General features: G+C 50.1%; 19 protein-coding genes. 7 read left to right on the top strand and 12 right to left on the bottom strand.

Translation table 11 applies throughout. The annotated features are described in order from the left end of the window. Positions 1 to 107: 107 nt before the first annotated feature. Positions 108 to 674 (bottom strand): elongation factor P, encoded by a 567-nt coding sequence (efp, locus tag AC6R1O_RS02810; protein ID WP_334555632.1) that lies wholly within the window; start codon positions 672 to 674, stop codon positions 108 to 110. Between the two features lie 32 nt (positions 675 to 706). Between efp and epmB the strand changes: the two genes are divergently transcribed. The 3 genes from epmB to AC6R1O_RS02795 all read left to right on the top strand — a co-directional run bounded on the left by epmB (position 707) and on the right by AC6R1O_RS02795 (position 3809). Beyond that, positions 707 to 1729, top strand: a complete 1023-nt coding sequence (gene epmB, locus AC6R1O_RS02805) for an EF-P beta-lysylation protein EpmB (RefSeq protein WP_500631025.1) — start codon at positions 707 to 709, stop codon at positions 1727 to 1729. Between the two features lie 95 nt (positions 1730 to 1824). Then, the gene (locus tag AC6R1O_RS02800) at positions 1825 to 2391 is read left to right on the top strand and encodes an MgtC/SapB family protein (protein ID WP_334555634.1); all 567 of its coding nucleotides are present in this window, start codon (positions 1825 to 1827) and stop codon (positions 2389 to 2391) included. Positions 2392 to 2486: 95 nt separating this feature from the next. Further along, complete coding sequence (locus AC6R1O_RS02795) at positions 2487 to 3809, top strand: anaerobic C4-dicarboxylate transporter (protein WP_500631024.1); 1323 nt, start codon at positions 2487 to 2489, stop codon at positions 3807 to 3809. An 83-nt stretch (positions 3810 to 3892) separates the two neighbouring features. Here AC6R1O_RS02795 and pfkA read toward each other — a convergent pair whose 3' ends face one another. From pfkA to AC6R1O_RS02780, 3 genes are all read right to left on the bottom strand, one after another. Next, positions 3893 to 4855 (bottom strand): 6-phosphofructokinase, encoded by a 963-nt coding sequence (pfkA, locus tag AC6R1O_RS02790; RefSeq protein ID WP_334555636.1) that lies wholly within the window; start codon positions 4853 to 4855, stop codon positions 3893 to 3895. A 267-nt stretch (positions 4856 to 5122) separates the two neighbouring features. After that, positions 5123 to 6037, bottom strand: coding sequence for a CDF family cation-efflux transporter FieF (gene fieF, locus AC6R1O_RS02785; protein ID WP_500633103.1), 915 nt, complete (start codon positions 6035 to 6037; stop codon positions 5123 to 5125). A 129-nt stretch (positions 6038 to 6166) separates the two neighbouring features. Then, on the bottom strand, positions 6167 to 6676 hold the full coding sequence (locus tag AC6R1O_RS02780) for a CpxP family protein (RefSeq protein ID WP_334555638.1): 510 nt from the start codon (positions 6674 to 6676) through the stop codon (positions 6167 to 6169). Between the two features lie 187 nt (positions 6677 to 6863). Here AC6R1O_RS02780 and AC6R1O_RS02775 point away from each other — a divergent pair, with 187 nt between their 5' ends. The 4 genes from AC6R1O_RS02775 (at position 6864) to trmL (ending at position 10243) form a co-directional block, all read left to right on the top strand. Continuing rightward, the gene (locus tag AC6R1O_RS02775; RefSeq protein WP_500633102.1) at positions 6864 to 7550 is read left to right on the top strand and encodes a response regulator; all 687 of its coding nucleotides are present in this window, start codon (positions 6864 to 6866) and stop codon (positions 7548 to 7550) included. Next, a complete protein-coding gene (gene cpxA / locus AC6R1O_RS02770; protein WP_500631023.1) occupies positions 7550 to 8950 on the top strand; it encodes an envelope stress sensor histidine kinase CpxA in 1401 nt (466 codons plus the stop codon). The genes AC6R1O_RS02775 and cpxA overlap by 1 nt, the downstream gene beginning before the upstream one ends. A gap of 104 nt (positions 8951 to 9054) precedes the next feature. Continuing rightward, positions 9055 to 9663, top strand: coding sequence for a superoxide dismutase (locus tag AC6R1O_RS02765; protein WP_500631022.1), 609 nt, complete (start codon positions 9055 to 9057; stop codon positions 9661 to 9663). 103 nt (positions 9664 to 9766) lie between these two features. Next, positions 9767 to 10243, top strand: a complete 477-nt coding sequence (gene trmL, locus AC6R1O_RS02760; RefSeq protein ID WP_500633101.1) for a tRNA (uridine(34)/cytosine(34)/5-carboxymethylaminomethyluridine(34)-2'-O)-methyltransferase TrmL — start codon at positions 9767 to 9769, stop codon at positions 10241 to 10243. Positions 10244 to 10322: 79 nt separating this feature from the next. On the opposite strand, the gene trpS is transcribed toward trmL, so the two are convergent. From trpS to AC6R1O_RS02720, 8 genes are all read right to left on the bottom strand, one after another. After that, the gene (gene trpS, locus AC6R1O_RS02755; RefSeq protein ID WP_500633100.1) at positions 10323 to 11360 is read right to left on the bottom strand and encodes a tryptophan--tRNA ligase; all 1038 of its coding nucleotides are present in this window, start codon (positions 11358 to 11360) and stop codon (positions 10323 to 10325) included. Positions 11361 to 11479: 119 nt separating this feature from the next. Beyond that, entirely contained in the window at positions 11480 to 12160 is a 681-nt protein-coding gene (locus tag AC6R1O_RS02750) for a phosphoglycolate phosphatase (RefSeq protein ID WP_500633099.1), read from the bottom strand. A 108-nt stretch (positions 12161 to 12268) separates the two neighbouring features. Continuing rightward, positions 12269 to 12943, bottom strand: coding sequence for a ribulose-phosphate 3-epimerase (gene rpe, locus AC6R1O_RS02745; protein WP_487902589.1), 675 nt, complete (start codon positions 12941 to 12943; stop codon positions 12269 to 12271). A 73-nt stretch (positions 12944 to 13016) separates the two neighbouring features. After that, positions 13017 to 13844: a Dam family site-specific DNA-(adenine-N6)-methyltransferase gene (locus AC6R1O_RS02740; protein WP_334555646.1), complete on the bottom strand. Its 828-nt coding sequence runs from the start codon at positions 13842 to 13844 to the stop codon at positions 13017 to 13019. 108 nt (positions 13845 to 13952) lie between these two features. Next, a complete protein-coding gene (locus tag AC6R1O_RS02735; protein ID WP_500656458.1) occupies positions 13953 to 15434 on the bottom strand; it encodes an SPOR domain-containing protein in 1482 nt (493 codons plus the stop codon). Between the two features lie 61 nt (positions 15435 to 15495). Continuing rightward, entirely contained in the window at positions 15496 to 16584 is a 1089-nt protein-coding gene (gene aroB, locus AC6R1O_RS02730; RefSeq protein WP_334555648.1) for a 3-dehydroquinate synthase, read from the bottom strand. Positions 16585 to 16616: 32 nt separating this feature from the next. Further along, positions 16617 to 17135: a shikimate kinase AroK gene (gene aroK / locus AC6R1O_RS02725; protein ID WP_334555649.1), complete on the bottom strand. Its 519-nt coding sequence runs from the start codon at positions 17133 to 17135 to the stop codon at positions 16617 to 16619. 186 nt (positions 17136 to 17321) lie between these two features. After that, a complete protein-coding gene (locus AC6R1O_RS02720) occupies positions 17322 to 19040 on the bottom strand; it encodes a type IV pilus secretin PilQ (RefSeq protein ID WP_500646131.1) in 1719 nt (572 codons plus the stop codon). Positions 19041 to 19049: the final 9 nt, after the last annotated feature.

Below are 19049 nucleotides of genomic sequence, written 5' to 3'. Positions count from 1 at the left end.
AGGTTATCACTACTCAACAGGTGGCATGAACAGCACCTTTGCCGCAGCCGAAAAAACAAAAAAGGCCACGATGTGGCCTTTTTCTCACGCTATCACGCATCGGGTGATTATTTTACGCGACCCACGTACTCGCCTGAGCGCGTGTCGACTTTAATCACTTCACCGATAGAGATAAACAGAGGTACACGAACCACAGCACCGGTTGATAGCGTAGCAGGCTTACCACCGGTACCCTGTGTATCACCTTTTAGGCCAGGGTCAGTGTCTGTCACTTCAAGCTCAACGAAGTTAGGTGGCGTTACAACGATAGGGTTACCGTTCCACAGCGTCAGCATACAGGTGTTGTTTTCCACCAACCATTTTGCGCTCTCGCCCACAGCTTTCGCATCCGCCGCGATCTGCTCAAACGTTTCCGCATTCATAAAGTGGTAGAATTCACCGTCGTTATAGAGATAATCTAGATCGATATCCATAACGTCTGCGACTTCACATGTGTCACCAGACTTAAAGGTTTTCTCTAGCACTTTACCAGAAAGAAGCTTACGAATTTTTACGCGGTTGAACGCTTGGCCTTTACCCGGCTTAACGTATTCATTTTCAAGGATCACACAAGGCTCGTTGTCGAGCATGAGTTTCAAGCCGCCTTTAAATTCATTCGTGCTAACTGTAGCCATTTTTTCCTCTTACATTCTTAGAGCTAAATTCAATGCCGCCTATCATAACCCGAAAAGTCGAATCTGTTGAGCAAAACTGGCTCAATCAACTAGCAAGTGGGATCTCGGATCCGGCCGAGTTATTACGACATCTCGAGATTGACCCCACCCCGTGGCAAGACGGCTTTGCTGCACGCAAACAATTTGCTCAGCGCGTCCCGTTAAGTTTTGTTGCTCGCATGGAAAAGGGCAACCCAGAGGATCCTTTACTGCGCCAAGTTTTACCGGTCGCGCAAGAGCTTGAATGGCACCCAGGTTTTAGCCAAGATCCACTCGAAGAGCAAGATAACGCCCAACCGGGCTTACTGCATAAGTATCGCAATCGAGCGCTTTTGATTGTCAAAGGCGGCTGCGCAATCAACTGTCGCTACTGTTTTCGCCGCCACTTTCCCTATCAGGACAATCGCGGCAACAAAGCCGTTTGGCAAAAAAACCTCGACTACATCGCCGCTCACACCGAACTCAACGAAGTGATTCTCTCGGGGGGCGACCCATTAATGGCCAAAGATAGTGAACTGGAATGGTTGATTTCCGCCATAGCAGCCATCCCGCACATTAAGCGTCTGCGCATTCATACTCGCCTACCTGTGGTGATCCCTGCTCGCGTCACAGACGGGTTGTGCACACTGCTGGCCAGCACGCGACTGCAAGTGGTGATGGTCACCCACATCAATCACGCCAATGAGATTGATGCGCCCTTCAGCGAAGCGGTGCGCGCGCTTAAGCAGGTTGGTGTGACCATGTTGAACCAAGCGGTGATGCTGAAAGGTATCAATGACAATGTCGATGCCCAAGTGGCGTTAAGCGAGTCTCTATTTGATGCGGGCATTTTACCCTACTATCTGCATGTGCTAGATAAGGTGCAAGGCAGCGCGCATTTTCATATTTCAGACAGCGAAGCGAAAACCATCATGGCGGGAGTGATCGAGCGCGTATCTGGTTACCTTGTGCCTACCTTGACGCGAGAGATCGGCGGCAGAAAAAGCAAAACCCCCCTTGATTTACATTTAGAGTAATCCCGACGACAAAAAGCTTTTGTTCGCTCCTCTGAGACACTCAGTGCATACTTTGCGGTTTCCCAGTATCACTCATGCCCATCTCAGAGGAGACCATGCACCCTTCACTCTCATCCTTGTTAGACCTCGGTCCGTTTTCTTGGTCAGCACTGCTTTGCTGCGCGATCAACGGCATTCTTATTGGTGTCGAACGTCAAACACGCGGCAAGCCAGTCGGTATCCGCACGTCAATCCTTATTATCGCAGGCACGTACTGTTTTATGTCGATGGCCGTGTCGCTCTCACCGAACACCTTAGACCAAGCCCGCGTATTGGGTCAGATCATTACTGGGGTTGGCTTTTTAGGCGCAGGCGTGATGATGACATTGGATGGCAAAATTCATGGCGTCACCTCTGCCGCGGTCATTTGGGTGTTAGCGGCGCTTGGGCTGATGACAGGGCTGGGCTATGAGCAACAATCCATCGTCATTACCGTACTGACATTAAGTGTGCTGCTGGGCGTCGATAAAGCGGAAAACCACATCAAGGCATTGCGCCGTGGCGTGCACCAGAAATTCCAAAACCGCAAAGAATCTCGCCGAGTGTCGAACGAACAATTTGCGAGCACAAACGCAAATAGCGCGGTTTTTATTGACGAAAAACAAAGAACTGGCGGATTGTAAAACAGACACGCGAGATAAGCATACAACTTCACATTCCAGCGTAAGGGTTTTGAGTAGCATAAATCACAGTTATCTATTACCCCCAGGATGTGATCATGTTTTATATACATATGTTGCTGCTGCTGGCCGTCATTTTTGTTGGCATTCGCCATGGCGGCATCGCGTTTGGTTTACTTGGCGGCTTGGGCGTCTCTGTCCTTGCATTTGTGTTTGGTATCGCCCCCGGTAGCCCACCGATCAGTGTCATGCTGATCATTCTTGCCGTGGTAGCTGCCTCTGCAACCTTAGAGGCCACTGGTGGCCTCAAACTCTTGGTCAAATTTGCTGAGCGTTTGCTGCGCAAACACCCCAACCAAATCGTCTTCCTTGGCCCACTGTGTACCTACTCTCTGACCGTGCTGGTCGGCACCGGTCACTCAGTCTACCCACTTCTGCCGGTCATTTATGATGTGGCTTACAAGAAGGGCATTCGCCCCGAACGTCCAATGGCGATGGCAACGGTCGCATCGCAAATGGGGATCACAGCGAGCCCGATCGCCGCAGCGGCCGCTGTCGTCATGGCGACCGCCGCAGATAACCATCTCGACATCAGCCTGGTTAACGTCCTCATGGTCACCATTCCTGCGACCCTGACGGGCGTGTTAATTGGCTGTCTATGGAGTCTAAAACGCGGCAAAGAACTCGACCAAGATCCTGCTTTTATCGAACGCTGCAAAGATCCTGAGTTCAAAGCGCAATTAATCGATGAAGAACAAGAGAGCCTAGACGTTCAACATGACCAGAAAATGGCGAAGCGAGGGCTTGGGATCTTTTTGGCTGGTATCTTGACGGTGATTTTTGTCGCCATGTTTGGCAAAGATCTCGCCTTACTGCCGCAAGGGGTCAAAATGTCGGTCGCGATTCAGTTTTTGATGCTGTCGGTCGGCGCAGTGATATTGCTCACCACCAAAGTGAACCCGAAGAAAATTGTTCACAGTAATGTCTTTATTGCGGGGATGACGGCGGTCATCATCATCTTTGGTATTGCTTGGATGAGTGACACCATCATCGGCCATCACAAACCCTATCTAATCAGCTTAGTCAGCGATGTTGTCGCAGCGCACCCGTGGACGTTTGCGATTGCGATGTTTGTGGTTTCGGTATTCTTGAAGAGCCAAGCCGCAGTACTGACGATTATGCTCCCCCTTGGCTTTGCGATGGGCATTCCTGCTCCTGTACTTATCGGCGTCTTGCCCGCTTGTTACGCATACTTCTTCTTCCCGTTCTACCCCAGTGATTTGGCGGCCATCTCCTTTGACCGTTCAGGGACAACGCAAATTGGCAAGTACGTCCTCAATCACAGCTTCATCCTGCCCGGGTTTATTGGCGTCGTCAGTGCGACCTTTGTTGGGTATCTGATTTCGACTGCCATTAACTAGCGCCGCCACTCTGACGTGAGACGAAAAACAAAAAGGCCAGTATGATACTGGCCTTTTGCTTGTTCTCAGTTGGGCGCTGTTAATTAGAACAGCTCTTCCGCGACTTTGAACAGATCGTGACGAACTGGACGCTTCATGTTTTCAATCGCATCGATGATGTCATGGTGAACCAGTTGCTCTTTCTGGATACCCACACAACGGCCACCTTGACCTTCCATCAATAGGTGTACGGCGTAGTTACCCATACGCGACGCGAGAACTCGGTCAAAGGCTGTTGGGCGACCACCACGTTGAATGTGGCCTAGCACGGTCGCACGAGTTTCACGACCAGTGGCAGTCTGAATCTCTTTTGCCAGTACATTGGCATCCATCATCAGCTCAGTCAGAGCGATGATCGCGTGCTTTTTACCTTTCTTGATACCGTCTTGGAGGTTGCTGATCAGCTTCTCTTTATCAAGGCCCGTTTCTGGGGTGATGATGTATTCACAACCGCCCGCAATCGCTGACATCAGGGTCAAATCGCCACAGTGGCGGCCCATGATTTCAACGATAGAAATACGCTGGTGAGACGATGAAGTGTCACGTAGACGGTCAATCGCATCGATAACCGTGTTAAGCGCAGTGAGATAACCGATAGTGTAATCCGTGCCCGCGATGTCGTTATCAATCGTGCCCGGTAGACCGATACATGGGTAACCCATTTCAGTCAGCTTCTTCGCCCCCATGTACGAACCGTCACCACCGATTACCACCAAGGCTTCGATACCGTGCTCTTTCAGGTTCTCGATCGCCTTTTGGCGTACCGACTCCTCTTTGAACTCAGGAAAACGTGCCGAGCCCAAGAAAGTACCACCACGGTTGATCACATCAGAAACGCTCGAACGATCCAATTTCTCGATACGGTTTTCGTAAAGGCCAAGATAACCATCGTAAATTCCGTATACTTCAATGTCTGCAGAGAGTGCAGTGCGGACTACGCCACGTACTGCTGCGTTCATACCAGGGGCGTCACCGCCACTTGTCAAAACACCAATCTTCTTAATCATGCTCACCCTCGATTTTTGGGAATCTTATTTCAAAATATTACGTTAGTGGTTTACAGGCGGCCACCAACAAAATTCCTTTAACTGCGTAGTATGTTACCTTGCCCCACAAGGAATACTACTTTTATTTTGTAGACGTTAATGTAAGTTTTCTACTTATGTAAGAGTATTACAGCTTTGCTCATAACGGGAATTGATACACGTCAGTATCAAGGTTAATACTCACTCGCTAGAAAGATAGCCAACCCCCAGCCATTTGTCGCCTCTTCGCTAAGACTCCCAGTGATGAACCTTCTGTTTACGCTCTTTACCGAACACCACAGAATAGGGATCTTGGTGGATCAATACGTCTGCTTCGGGGAAGGTCGCCAACAGCGAATCTTCTACGCGATCCGAAATTCGATGCGCCTCAATCAGCGGTAGATGATCGTCGAGCTCAAGATGCAATTGGATGAAGCGCGTCGGCCCTGACATACGAGTTCGTAACTGATGCACGCCGTGCACCCCTTCCACAGAGAGACAACATGCTTTGATCTGAGCAAGCTCCTTATCGGGCAGCTTTCTATCGAGCAAGGTTTGAATCGCCTCTTTGACCATCTTATAGGCGCTAAACAGAATGTACCCGCCGATGATGATGGCAAACACCGCATCCGCCTGAGTAATACCAAACCAGCTGAGACCAAGCGCCAACATGATCGCAGCATTCATGTATAAGTCCGATTGGTAGTGCAATGAATCTGCGGCAATGGCTTGGCTGCCGGTTTTTTTCACCACATGGCGTTGAAATGTGACCAAACCGAACGTCACCAACATGGCGAAAAAGCTCACATAGACGCCATATTCAGGTGACACCAAGGCATGAGGACGGAAAAATCGGTCAACACCATTAAGAATCAGGAATACCGCAGAGCCTGAGATAAACATCGCTTGAGCCAGCGCCGCCAGCGATTCCGCTTTGCCGTGACCAAACGCATGTTCACGATCCGCAGGTTGAAGTGAGTAGCGCACCACCACCAGATTGACCAACGAAGCGGCAATATCGAGCATAGAGTCGATCAGTGACGCGAGTAGACTCACTGAGCCCGTCATCCACCAAGCGCCCACCTTGACCACCAGCAAGCCACTGGCGACAAGCGTAGCGGTCCATGCTGCCATCGTCACCAAACGTGCATATTCTTGTTTCATATCCGTTTTCTACGTTAAGCCATTGCAAAAATTGGCTTAAGTATAACCTTATGTGTGGTGAAAGTGCAGCCAAGCTCCAGAAACACAAAAGGCGACCCGAAGGTCGCCAAAGGCAGTAGAGAGCGATGATCAGTTTTTGTTCATGCGTTTTTGCATTTTCTCGCCACACTCTGTCGCGCGCTCTTGTTGCAGCTCAACAAACTTAGCTTTTTGCTCAGGTGTTAGTACGCTTAACATTTTGTGTTCTTTCTCTAGCATCTTCACACGACGCTCAGTCTGTTGGTCGACCATCTGTTTCGCCAATTCTTGTGCGGCCGCTTGATCGAAGGTGTCAGCCAGTACCAACGCTTGCACGCTCGCACGGTGCGCCTGCATCTGCGCTTGATGTGACTCAAAATTCTCTTTGAATTTCGCTTTCATTTCATCACGACCGGCTTCGCGCATCTCTTTAAGCTGTGCTTGCTGTTCTTCGGTTAGGTCCAGTTGACGCATGATGCCGCGATCCAGACCACCACGACACTCATCACGCGGCCCTTTGTGGTTATCTTTACCACCGCCACCGAACGCCCATGCGCTCGCAGTACCTAATGTGAGAGGGAGGACAACAGCAGCCAATACCATTTTTTTTGCAGTGTTCATAATCGTTACCTTTCTTGTTCAAGTTATTGTGTGGGGCTGTCTTCACAGCGCTTGAGTGTAGAATAGGCCATGCTAAGTAAAGTGACGTTTAGGCAGCGTAAAGAATCGTAAAGAGGAAAAATTAGTCTCAATCTCCAGACGATTTACCAGTACTATTAACTCAGTGACGTTTGTAAGAGTGGTAACTATGGCACACCTATTATTGATTGATGATGACACCGAACTCACCGGGCTATTGACTGAGGTGTTAACGTTTGAAGGCTTCACCATCTCCGAAGCGAACAATGGCGAAGAGGGATTAGCGCTGGTCAGCGATGAGATTGATCTCATCTTGCTCGATGTGATGATGCCCAAACTCAATGGTATGGAAACACTCAAACGTCTACGAGAAAAGTGGCAAACACCCGTACTGATGCTCACCGCGAAAGGGGAAGAGATCGATCGCGTCATCGGCCTCGAACTCGGTGCCGATGATTACCTACCCAAACCATTCAGTGACCGTGAACTGCTCGCACGTATCCGAGCGATTCTGCGTCGCACCCAAGGTAAATCGGCGAGCAAAAACGGCGACTGCATCGAATACCAAGATCTTAAAGTCTATCCGGGCAAGCAAGAAGCCTATTGCCAAGGTGACTTACTCGAACTGACGACCACAGAATTCGCTTTGTTGAGCCATTTTGTGCAAAACCCAGGTGAAACACTCACCAAAGAAGCGTTAAGTTTGGATGTGCTAGGCAAGCGACTGGCGGCGTTTGATCGCGCCATTGACATGCACGTCTCCAACCTGCGTAAAAAGCTGCCAGAGCGCGCTGACGGCAAGCCACGGATCAAAACCTTACGTGGCCGCGGCTACTTGTTGGTTGAGGAAAACTGATGCGTTTACCGAAAATCACTAGCTTGTATGGACGCATCTTCGCCATCTTTTGGTTTACCATGTTTTTGGTGCTGATGGCGGTGCTCTCCCTCCCCCATCTCGATCCAAGAAAAGCACGAGACATTCCGAGCACTCACCTCAATGACTTAAGGGAAGTGCGAGACAGAGTCGAGCAACGCTTTGCCGGAGAGTCCAACCTCGCGCGGATATTGTTCCAACTTGAAGGGCCACGCAGGCAAGGTAATGATGGTGGAAGGCCACCAAAAGACAGCGGCCCGCGTTTCTATGTATCGGATATCGATGGCAACATACTGACGTCGCAAGACCCGAAAGATTTCAAGATTCGTGCACTGCAAAACTTTATCACCAGCGTCGAGTTAGCCGAAGCGCCCAAGCAGAAGCTCTACGGCCATTATATGCTTGCCGGCCCTATTCCGGTGACGTTAGCCAAGCAGCCTCTGTTGCTATACGTCGGCATCAAGTGGAATCAACCCGCGCCGTTTATCCTTAATCTGTTTGATCGACCACTCCAGCTTTTACTGGCAGTCATGTTGGTGAGCACCCCGCTACTGTTGTGGCTTGCTTGGGCACTGAGCCAACCTGCAAGACGTCTCGAACGCGCAGCAAAACGCGTCGCCGCTGGTGAATTTGAGGTGGACCCGCAGTTGGAGAAAGGCACCAGCGAATTTCGTCAAGCCGGAGAAAGTTTTAACCAGATGGTGGAAGCCGTTAATCAGATGATCTCGGGGCAGCAGCGCTTACTCTCTGACATCTCTCACGAACTGCGTTCACCGCTCACTCGGCTCAGAATGGCGACCGGTCTTGCCGTGCGTAAGCAAGGAGAGAGCACCGAGCTGACGCGCATCGATACCGAGGCTCAGCGCCTTGAGCAGATGATTGGTGAGCTGTTGGAGTTGTCGCGCATTCAAGTCAACAGTCACATGGTGCGAGAAAAACAAGCCTTGAGCAGCTTGTGGGAAGCCATCTTCTGTGACGCGCAATTTGAGGCAGAGCAAATGAGTAAAAACCTGCGCTACGATGCGATTCCTAATCGCACCATTTCAGGCAACCCCAAACTGCTCATGAGCGCGGTGGACAACGTAGTGCGCAATGCGATTCATTACGGCGAAGACAAAATCGACATCCAACTTCACGTCGCCGATGACGCCGTCCAAGTTATCGTTGATGACAACGGCGAAGGGGTGCCAGACGATGAACTGGAGTCGATATTCCGACCTTTCTACCGAGTCTCCACGGCGCGAGACAGACACAGCGGCGGAACCGGTCTTGGCCTGGCAATTACCGAAAGCGCAATACGCCAACACAGTGGCACAATCAAAGCGAGCCGCAGTCCGCTAGGTGGATTACGCGTGACGATTTGTCTGCCGCTGTGCCAATAAATCATGCGTTGTCATGGAAGGTCGCAATACCCACATCAACCTTACAGTTGATAATCGATCTCATTATCATTTAAAGTAAATTCTCCAAACATGGAGGATTTACGATGGTGCACCAATTTCCTGAACTTCCTTATGCGTATGATGCGCTTGAGCCTTATATCGACGCAAAAACCATGGAAGTTCACTACAGCAAACACCACAGAACGTATTTTGATAAGTTCTGCGCGGCAATCAAAGACAGTGAACTAGAGCAGCAGTCGCTGCGTCGCATTTTTGCCAACATCTCCTCACTGGCCCCCGCTGTTCGCAATAACGGTGGTGGCTATTACAACCACGTCCTGTATTGGAACTGCATGACGCCCAATGGCGGTGGTATGCCCAGCGGCGAGCTTGGCCGCGCCATCGAGGAGACCTTTGGCAGCTTTACCGAGTTCCAACAGCAGTTTAGCGACGCTGCGATCAATACCTTTGGCTCCGGTTTCGCTTGGCTGATCGTCAAAGATAATCAACTGGTGATTACCTCGACCAGCAATCAAGACAATCCCCTCATGGACGTGGCGGCCATCCAAGGCGAGCCCATTTTGGCCTTGGATGTGTGGGAGCATGCCTACTACATCAGCTACCAAAATCGCCGCCCTGACTACATTAACGCGTGGTGGAATGTCGTCAACTGGGAGGCGGTCGCAGAGAATTATCATCAAGCGCTGAGCTAATTAGACCGACAACAAAACAGACTAACAACGTCACACGGCACTTGGCGGTGTTTCATCACCGCCTTATACTCTTGGGTCTTATCAGAAAAAAGTAACCAAAACCATGTTTGATATTGCCCTATTTGAACCCGAAATCGCCCCGAATACGGGCAACATTATTCGCTTGTGCGCAAACTGTGGCGCTAACCTGCACTTAATTGAGCCATTAGGATTTGATTTAGAAGAGAAAAAAGTGCGCCGCGCCGGTTTGGACTACCATGATCTCGCGCGCGTCACTCGTCACAAAGACTACTCGGCATTTCTCGAATATCTGCAAAAAGAGCGCAGCGAATACCGCATTTTTGCTTGCACAACCAAAACCACAGGCCACCATGTAGACGCCCAATTCCAACTAGGCGATGTGTTACTGTTTGGTCCGGAAACTCGTGGCCTGCCAGCTGAATTGATCGAAAGCATGCCAATGGAGCAGCGTATTCGCATTCCTATGATGCCAGACGCACGTAGCTTAAATTTGTCCAATGCGGTTGCGATCATCGCTTTTGAAGCGTGGCGACAAATGGGCTTTGAAGGGGCACAGTAGGCGTCAGTTCCTAGAAGTGAGTGCCTAGTTCCTAGAATTCGACTTCTAGGAACTAGGAACTAGGAACTAAAATCCTCACCTACGGACGAGCAACGAAACCTACCGCTTCATACGCTTTCTTCAGCGTCTCAGCGGCACGAGCAGACGCTTTCTCCGCACCTTGCTTCATCACTTGATCCATGTAAGCACGATCGGCACGAATACGGTGGTATTCCGCTTGAATCGGCTCAAGCATCGCCACCAGCGCTTCACCCACGTCTTTCTTAAATGGACCGTACATTTCTACGCCTTGGTACTTGGCTTCAATCTCTGCAAAGCTCATACCTGTCGCCGCCGAGTAGAGGCCCATTAGGTTTGAAATGCCCGCTTTGTTGTCCCAATCGTGGGCGATACGTGGTGGCGTTTCTGTATCGGTTTGCGCCTTGTTGATCTTTTTAAGAATCGATTTCGGCTCTTCCAACAGCGTAATCACGTTCTTGCGGTTATCATCCGACTTCGACATCTTCTTGGTCGCATCCTGAAGGCTCATAACACGCGCATTCACGGTTGGAATGTACGGCTCTGGCACTTCAAAGATTGGCTGCTCAGGCGAGTAGATGTTGTTAAAGCGGTTGGCGACATCACGCGCCAGCTCAAGATGCTGCTTCTGGTCACTGCCGACCGGAACTTGATGCGCGCCGTAAAGCAGAATGTCGGCTGCCATCAACACAGGGTAATCGAACAGACCAACGTTGACATCGCCAAACTGACTAGAGGTGTCTTTCGAGTAGCGCGCTGATTTGTCTTTAAACTGGGTCATTCGGCCCAGTTCACCCATTTGGGTGTAACAGTTAAGAAGCCAACCAAGTTGAGCATGTTCCGGTACGTGGGACTGGACAAATAACGTGCTCTTCTTCGGATCAACGCCCACTGCGAGACAAATTGCCAATGCATCTAGAGTTGCTTCATGCAGTGCTTTCGGGTCTTGACGCACTGTGATGGCATGAAGGTCAACCACACAATATTGGCAATCATAATCGTCTTGCATCTGCTGCCATTGACGTAGAGCACCCAAGTAGTTACCGATACTTAGTTCACCTGACGGTTGAACACCACTCAATACGATGGGTTTGCTCATTAGAATGATTCCTTTGACTTCTTAATCTTAATAAATGAAAAAACCGCGCCCAGCCTGACGCCGACACGGTTTATCCAGTGTACTCATTAACGAGTATTTTGGAAGCGATTTCGTTGCGCTTAAGCGCAAACCGCGACCACTTCGAGTAAATCTGCGATGGTATCGGCGACGTAGTCCGGCTGTGAGTCGGAAATCGCTTCGCCGTGGTTGTAGCCGTAGGTCAAACCAAACGAGTAACACCCTGCGTTCTTCGCCGCAAGAATGTCGTTTTTCGAGTCGCCGACCATCAGCATCTGTTTGGTACCACAGTGGTGCTTTTCAAGCAGCCAGTTGAGCGCCATCGGGTTGGGTTTCTTTTCTGGGAAGGTATCACCGCCGATGATGTCACTGAAGTAATGATCAATACCATGCTGTGCGAGCACATCAGGCACGAACTTACTCGGCTTGTTTGTCACCAATGCTAGGGTGAAACCTTGCTCATGCAACGCCGCTAACGTCTCTTTTACTTGAGGGTAAAGATGGCTCAGCTTGTGTCCACCTTGGGCGTAAAAGTCATCAAAGAGGTGACGAGCTTTGACTAACAGCGCAGGATCAAGATCGGGGTCAAGCGTTAAGCTGCGAGATAAGGTGCGGCCAATCAACACATCGGCACCGTTACCGACGTAATCACGCACCTCTTCTTCCGCCACCGGCGCATAACCGAGCGCTTCGACAGCCGCGGAGGCGGCAACCGCGAGATCCGGCACACTGTCGAGCAAGGTGCCATCAAGATCGAACGCGATCAATTTAATGTCATTCATGAATATTCCTAATGGTTGAGCGGCGACTTTTTTAGTCACTCTTAGGGCGGGCATGATTGACCCGCCAGGTCACTTTATATGGGCAAACAGCCAAATTGGATTACTGAGTTATGACTTCACTTTGGCCAGCTCAGCGCGCATCTCATCGATTACGGCTTTGTAATCCGGCTGATTGAAAATGGCGGAACCGGCGACAAACATATCCGCGCCCGCTTCTGCGATTTCACGAATGTTATCCACCTTCACTCCACCATCAATTTCTAAACGAATGTCACGGCCTGATTTATCAATCATAGCGCGAACGGCACGCAGTTTATCTAGCGTGTGAGGAATGAATGATTGACCACCAAACCCAGGGTTTACTGACATCAATAGGATCAGATCGACTTTATCCATAATGTACTCAAGGTGAGCCAGTGGCGTTGCAGGATTGAGCACCACACCCGCCTGACAACCATGCTCTTTGATCAGTTGCAGTGTGCGGTCTACGTGTTCAGAGGCTTCGATATGGAAAGTGATCATTGATGCCCCCGCCTTAGCAAAGTCCGGGATGATACGATCCACGGGCTTTACCATCAAGTGCACATCAATAGGGGCGGTGATGCCATAGTCACGCAGCGCTTGGCAAATAGGTGCGCCAAACGTCAGGTTAGGTACGTAGTGGTTGTCCATCACATCAAAGTGAACCACATCGGCACCGGCGGCGAGCACCTTTTCGACGTCCTCACCAAGGCGAGCAAAATCGGCCGACAAAATGGATGGAGCAATAAGAAAATCTTTCATACCTGACCTCTGTTAGGTTGCGCTGAATAATCGTTGCGCAATTCTACCTAAGCTGGCGGTAGGAATACAGTGGCTATTTGCTTTCACCTGGTTGGAATAGTGCGAGCAGCTCATCGACTTTATTGCGCCCTGCACCATTGCGGCTGATGGTCCGTTTAACCTTGACCACGTTCAACTGCGCGCCATGATACAGGCGTCTGGTGAGCGTTGTGTCATGGTTAGAAATCAGCACGGAGATACCACGCTCTTTGGCCGCACGCTCAGCGACATCAGCCAAGGCGGCTTGATCATCGAGTGAAAAGCCATTGCCCGCGTAAGAGGTAAAGTTGGCGGTCGTCGACAGCGGCGCATAAGGCGGATCGCAATACACCACACTGCCCTTGCGCGCGCGTTTGAACGTCTCGGCGTAGCCCTCACAGACAAAGGTGGCCTTCTTGGCTTTCGCGGCAAAAAACTCCAACTCAGCTTCTGGGAAGTAAGGCTTTTTGTACGAACCAAACGGTACATTGAAGCCGCCTTTTTTGTTGTAACGACACAGGCCGTTAAAACCGAAACGGTTCATATACAAAAATGCAAGAGAGCGATAGAAGGTGTCATCACTTTGGTTAAACTCGGCGCGGATCGCCAAATAGGCTTCTTTGCGATTGTTCTCTGGGGTAAACCAGCGCTTCGCCTCAGGGATGTAGCTCTCAGGGTTGTCTTTGAGCAGATTGTAGAGATTGATGAGATCAGGGTTGATGTCTGCCAGCAGGTACTGCTCATAATCCGTATTAAGAAACACAGAACCAGCACCAACGAACGGTTCAACCAACTTACGACCTTCAGGCAGGTAGCGTTGGATATCTTCGACCAGACCGTATTTTCCACCTGCCCACTTGAGGAAGGCTCGCTGCTTCTTCATCTACTGCTCTATTTATCAACCACAAAATAAGGGGCGGAATGTATCATATTTACCGCCCCGACCAAAGCACTTGCCTACGCAACTGCGAATGACGCGAACAAATCGTCGTTATTCGACTCTCTCCAACTCGCTCTGCACCTGACCGAGCGATTTTGCCCATGGGTCAAGCTGTTGCAACGCCTCAGGAAGCGTCTGCACCGCATCTCGCGCCAGTTGAATGGTAGGGTAGTTTTGGTAAGTGACAATAAACCACTCCACCCCGCTTCTGACCGTAGGGTAAATGAAGACTTGATTGGCCAATTGGTGTGTATCAATAAAGCGCTGCACCTCTTCTAAGCTGTTCACTGCCGCCAGCTGCAAGGTGTAGCTGCGTGGCGAAAAGCTTTTCAATTCATCTTTAGTGAAGGAGAAACGGATCACCACCTCTGGCTCTGGCTGCGTGTCTACTTGCGGTGCGCTCTCTTGTTCAGCTTGGGGGGCAGACTCGGGAATCGATGCTTCCACCACCTCATCAATCGGCGTCGTATCGGCCTGTTCTGGTTTACCTTCAAGCAAAGCATCCACCACTTCAGAAGTAATGACCACACGCTGATGGGTATCATCAGGATTGCCGACACTCGACACTTCACTGGTCACGCTTGGTGGCAAGGACGCAGAGTCATCCTCGGCATTGGTCAGAGAGGGGTCGGTCACCGGCTCAGGCTCGACGGTCTTCGCTTCACTCGTTTGCGTGTCTGGAGCGGGCGTTTCGGGCAGAGTTGGAATGACCGTTTGCTCCAAGTTTTGACTGATTTGCTGGGCTTTCTCATCTGGGGTGGGCTGATTAATTAACCACCAGTAACCACCGCCGATCAGCAATAACAGGACAATAATCACCAACGCCATATTCAACGGTGATGCGACAATCGAGCGGATAATGATCCTTTTTTCCACTTTCTGTTCCCCTAGCGCCATAATTTTACCGGGCCGACGCGCGACACTGCGGTATGCATTTCTCACTCGTTTTTCCATGTCGTCTTCGACATATCGAATCACGAGGTGCTCAAAAAATCGTTCCGCTTCGTGCTCAGACAGCGGCTCGATATCAAAATCTATTGGTTTATGCTCTTGGCCGTAACTCAATCGCGTCAACAAAGGCTCAAGGCTATTGGATGCCGCAAAGAGCACCACATTGACGTTCCACTGCGGGCGCTCTTGCGCCTCAAGGACTAACATCCACAGTTCTGAAATGAACGACTCACTCAACAAGTGCGCGTCGTCGATTACGATCAACACATCACAGCGCTCTCCCTCCATTAAACGAATAAAGGATTCAGACAAGGCGTCTGCAGGGTTAAACAGAGGTTCAGAAAAAAGCTGAGAGAGGACGGTAAGGCGTCGTTGAGATTCGTCCTGATTGGGGTGACACAAAAGCAGAGATTGGTTTTTGTCTGGCGACCACGCCTCTAAAAATCGCTGCGCAAGCCAAGTTTTGCCCGCACCACTTTCGCCACCAATGGTGACGAGGTTGGATCCAAAGTTAGTCAGCAGTTGCAGGCGTTCCAGCAACTCAGTTTGAGAGTCTAACTCCAAAACACGCGGGGAGCTCATTGCATCATCCTAAGACGTAGAGTGCGCAGCGACCTAAGCCACTGCGCCACAGTTCAATCAATTACAGCGTGCGCCCATAGTCGATTGCGTCTCGTAACACGGACTCTGGGACACCTTTCACCACATCGGCACTACCAATGCTGGTCGGTAGAACCAATCTCAATTCACCAGAAAGCACTTTCTTATCGCGCATCATGTGTTTGATAAAGTCATCAAATGACATGCTGTCTGGTGTGTGGATTGGCAGCTTGGCTCTTTTTAGTATAGAGACAATTCTCTCCACTTGCTGCTCATCAATAAGCCCTTGAAGCTGAGCGGTTTTTGCAGCCATCACGGTACCCGAAGAGACCGCTTCACCGTGGAGCCAATTACCATACCCTAACTCAGCCTCAATCGCATGACCAAATGTATGACCTAGATTCAACAACGCGCGAATTCCAGATTCTTTCTCATCTTGCGCCACCACTTCCGCTTTGATTTGGCAGCAACGCGCAATGGCGTAAGTGAGTGCTTGTTGATCTAACGCGTACAGCGCATCGAGGTTCTCTTCCAACCAGACAAAGAAATCGTGATCGTAGATGATGCCGTATTTGATCACTTCCGCCATACCCGCGGCAAACTCTCGCTCGGGCAAGGATGCCAAACAGTCGGTGTCAATGATCACCGCTTTAGGCTGGTAGAATGCGCCGATCATGTTCTTGCCAAGCTTGTGGTTAACGGCGGTTTTTCCGCCCACCGATGAGTCGACTTGAGAAAGCAAGGTCGTCGGGATCTGAATGAAATCCACCCCACGCTGATAACAGGCCGCCACAAAGCCAACCAAATCACCGATCACCCCGCCGCCGAGGGCAATGAGCACCACATCACGCGCAGTATTGCCTTCCAATAGGTAGGTCATGACGGTGTTGAATGTCTCTAGCGATTTGTATTGTTCGCCATCAGGCAGTGCCAACACTGACGCGTCGCAATCGAGCTCGGCCAGTTGGGCTAAAAGAGTCTCAGCATAAAGAGGTTCAACGGTGACGTTCGTAATCACCACGACTTTTTGCTTAGCTTTAAGAAGGGAAAGTTGGGCCGGATCGCGAAACAATCCGGCACCAATCGAAATGGGATAGCTACGTTCGCCTAAGCTGACCGTAATCCGTTCCATGGGAATCTCCAAATGCGAATAAAGAGTGGCTGTTAACCTTCTTCTAGCATTTTTACGATCTGGTTGGCTACCACTTTTGCACTTTGATCGTCAGTACGGACCGTGTAATCCGCAATTTCTTCATAAAGTGGGTTACGTTCCGCAGCCAAAGCTTCAAGAACTTCACGTGGTTTGTCCGTTTGAAGCAGCGGACGTTTTTTGTCACGGTTTGTACGGGCAAGCTGTTTTTCGATCGTTGTTTCTAGGTAAACAACAATGCCACGTGCAGAGAGACGATTACGGTTTTCTTTGCTCTTAATTGAGCCACCACCGGTTGCCAGAACAATACCTTGTTCTTGAGTTAGGTCTTCGATCACTTTTTCTTCGCGCGCTCGGAAACCGTCTTCACCTTCAACGTCAAATACCCATGCGATATCTGCGCCAGTGCGCTCTTCAATTTCAGTGTCAGAATCAACAAACTCCATATGAAGTTGTTGAGCGAGATGACGACCAATGGTGCTTTTGCCGGCGCCCATTGGGCCAACAAGGAAAATATTGCGTTTTTCAGCCATGTTTAGCAGTAATTTACAACGTTAATTCAATGACATCGCCACAAGAGAGGCCAGTATAAAACTTGCCAAGAAAGTGCTTGTGGCACCGATTCCTCACAGATAATTCGTGATAAGACCCGAAATTATCTAGATCTGGTGCCACTAATGCAAACTATTTTTACTTAAGCTTAATAATAACGCCTCATCTTATTGCAAGACGACCTTAGGCGTGACAAAGATCAGCAGCTCACTTTTGCCCATTTTCTGGTAACTTCGCTTAAATAGCGCCCCAAGTAGGGGTAAATCCCCCAATAACGGCACCTTATCGACAGAATCCGTCACACTATGTTGAAAAATGCCGCCCAGCACGACCGTTTCGCCGTTCTCCACCAGCACTTGTGTACCGATGCGCTGCGTATCGATCGCCACTGCCTCACCCGTGCCGGTTTTCACCACTTGACCCGGTCTATCTTGCGTGACACTCAAATCTAACACCAAGCGGTTGTCTGGCGTGATTTGTGGTGTGACTTTCAAACTTAGTACCGCCTTTTTGAAGGTCACACTGGTGGCGCCACTCGAAGAGGACTCCAGATAGGGAATTTCCGTTCCTTGCTCGATATAGGCGGGCTTTTTATTGGTGGTGATCAAACGAGGGCTAGAGATCACCTCCGCTTTGGATTCACTCTGCATGGCAGACAACTCCAAATCGAGCAGCGTCCCTGAGCCCAGTTTGGCGACCTGAAACGCGATTGACGAGGCATTCGCCGCCGTTGCCCCTAAGTTGACGTTCAAAAAGTCATCCACGGGTAGCGTATCTTGGTCAAGCAAGCCGCGCTGGTACAGGTTGCTCTCAATGCTTCCACCCACGGTATTGTTGCCATTGGTCGAGGTAAAGCCCCAACGCACGCCAAGCTCATCAAGGTTACCCTCGTTAACAGTCACAATCCGCGCTTCAATTTGCACTTGCTTGACGGGCACATCGAGCGATTCCACTATTTCTCGCACCACATCGATATTCTCTTTTAAATCACGGATCAGTAAGGCGTTAGTTCGCTCATCAATACTGAGTGAACCTCGCTCTGAGAGCATGCTCATTGCACTCTCGCCGCCAATCATATCGGCAATGTCCGACGCTTTGGCAAACTTCACTTTGATGATCTCCGAGCTAAGTTCACCAAGCTCCGCCTCTAAGCGCGCTTTTTCTAGCGCCTCTTTTTCCCGCAGATCTAACTCGGCTTTAGGCGCCACCAGCACGACATTGCCATCCACACGCTTATCGAGCCCTTTAACTTGTAAGATGATGTCGAGCACCTGCTGCCAAGGTACACCATCAAGACGCAGCGTTAAGTTGCCTTTGACGGAGTCGGACACCACCAAGTTGAACTGGTTGTAATCGGCAATGAGCTGCAAAACGTTGCGCACCGGAATATCTTGGAAGTTAATCGAAATGGTTTTGCCTTCCTTTTCCATAATATTGACCGGTTTTGCCGCCTCCTCTTTGCTCACTTTTTTGACTAAGACCTCAAGGTAACTGCCATTGAGGCTGTAGTCGTAGCTGTACTCACCCTCGATATCGGCAATCAATAGCGTGCTTGGCTGTTTGCGAAACACTTCGATTGACTTCACCTGGGTGGAAAAGTCTTTGACATCGAGTACATACAGCTTGTCATCGGGCACCTGGGTATTGAGCAGTTCAATGCTCAACCCCTCTTGCGCTTTTTGTAAATCCACCGCGACCTTAGGGCTTTGCAACTGCACAATGATTTTGGCGTGCTGCTGTTTATCCACTCGAAAGTCGATGTCCACCAGACGGTTGGGTTCATTGCTCGTCGCCAATACGGCGCTACTAAATACAAGCAACCATAAGGCCATTAAGCCACAGGTAAACCGCGTGTGTTTTCTTGGGGGGAGGAATCCTTTCACCATGATTTCATC

Source organism: Vibrio sp. R11-SG3-ISO3-SZ (assembly GCF_059834345.1).
Note: the sequence above shows the minus strand (reverse complement) of the source record. Positions and strands in the feature narration are given on the sequence as shown.

What these genes read in the sequence shown, in the direction of transcription:
- AC6R1O_RS02720 (WP_500646131.1), bottom strand. Translation starts at nt 19,040, where the DNA reads ATGGTGAAAGGATTCCTCCCCCCAAGAAAACACACGCGGTTTACCTGT.
- epmB (WP_500631025.1), top strand. Translation starts at nt 707, where the DNA reads ATGCCGCCTATCATAACCCGAAAAGTCGAATCTGTTGAGCAAAACTGG.
- aroK (WP_334555649.1), bottom strand. Translation starts at nt 17,135, where the DNA reads ATGGCTGAAAAACGCAATATTTTCCTTGTTGGCCCAATGGGCGCCGGC.
- pfkA (WP_334555636.1), bottom strand. Translation starts at nt 4,855, where the DNA reads ATGATTAAGAAGATTGGTGTTTTGACAAGTGGCGGTGACGCCCCTGGT.
- trmL (WP_500633101.1), top strand. Translation starts at nt 9,767, where the DNA reads ATGTTTGATATTGCCCTATTTGAACCCGAAATCGCCCCGAATACGGGC.
- aroB (WP_334555648.1), bottom strand. Translation starts at nt 16,584, where the DNA reads ATGGAACGGATTACGGTCAGCTTAGGCGAACGTAGCTATCCCATTTCG.
- trpS (WP_500633100.1), bottom strand. Translation starts at nt 11,360, where the DNA reads ATGAGCAAACCCATCGTATTGAGTGGTGTTCAACCGTCAGGTGAACTA.
- AC6R1O_RS02775 (WP_500633102.1), top strand. Translation starts at nt 6,864, where the DNA reads ATGGCACACCTATTATTGATTGATGATGACACCGAACTCACCGGGCTA.
- efp (WP_334555632.1), bottom strand. Translation starts at nt 674, where the DNA reads ATGGCTACAGTTAGCACGAATGAATTTAAAGGCGGCTTGAAACTCATG.
- AC6R1O_RS02740 (WP_334555646.1), bottom strand. Translation starts at nt 13,844, where the DNA reads ATGAAGAAGCAGCGAGCCTTCCTCAAGTGGGCAGGTGGAAAATACGGT.
- AC6R1O_RS02795 (WP_500631024.1), top strand. Translation starts at nt 2,487, where the DNA reads ATGTTTTATATACATATGTTGCTGCTGCTGGCCGTCATTTTTGTTGGC.
- rpe (WP_487902589.1), bottom strand. Translation starts at nt 12,943, where the DNA reads ATGAAAGATTTTCTTATTGCTCCATCCATTTTGTCGGCCGATTTTGCT.
- AC6R1O_RS02750 (WP_500633099.1), bottom strand. Translation starts at nt 12,160, where the DNA reads ATGAATGACATTAAATTGATCGCGTTCGATCTTGATGGCACCTTGCTC.
- AC6R1O_RS02765 (WP_500631022.1), top strand. Translation starts at nt 9,055, where the DNA reads ATGGTGCACCAATTTCCTGAACTTCCTTATGCGTATGATGCGCTTGAG.
- AC6R1O_RS02735 (WP_500656458.1), bottom strand. Translation starts at nt 15,434, where the DNA reads ATGAGCTCCCCGCGTGTTTTGGAGTTAGACTCTCAAACTGAGTTGCTG.
- cpxA (WP_500631023.1), top strand. Translation starts at nt 7,550, where the DNA reads ATGCGTTTACCGAAAATCACTAGCTTGTATGGACGCATCTTCGCCATC.
- AC6R1O_RS02800 (WP_334555634.1), top strand. Translation starts at nt 1,825, where the DNA reads ATGCACCCTTCACTCTCATCCTTGTTAGACCTCGGTCCGTTTTCTTGG.
- AC6R1O_RS02780 (WP_334555638.1), bottom strand. Translation starts at nt 6,676, where the DNA reads ATGAACACTGCAAAAAAAATGGTATTGGCTGCTGTTGTCCTCCCTCTC.
- fieF (WP_500633103.1), bottom strand. Translation starts at nt 6,037, where the DNA reads ATGAAACAAGAATATGCACGTTTGGTGACGATGGCAGCATGGACCGCT.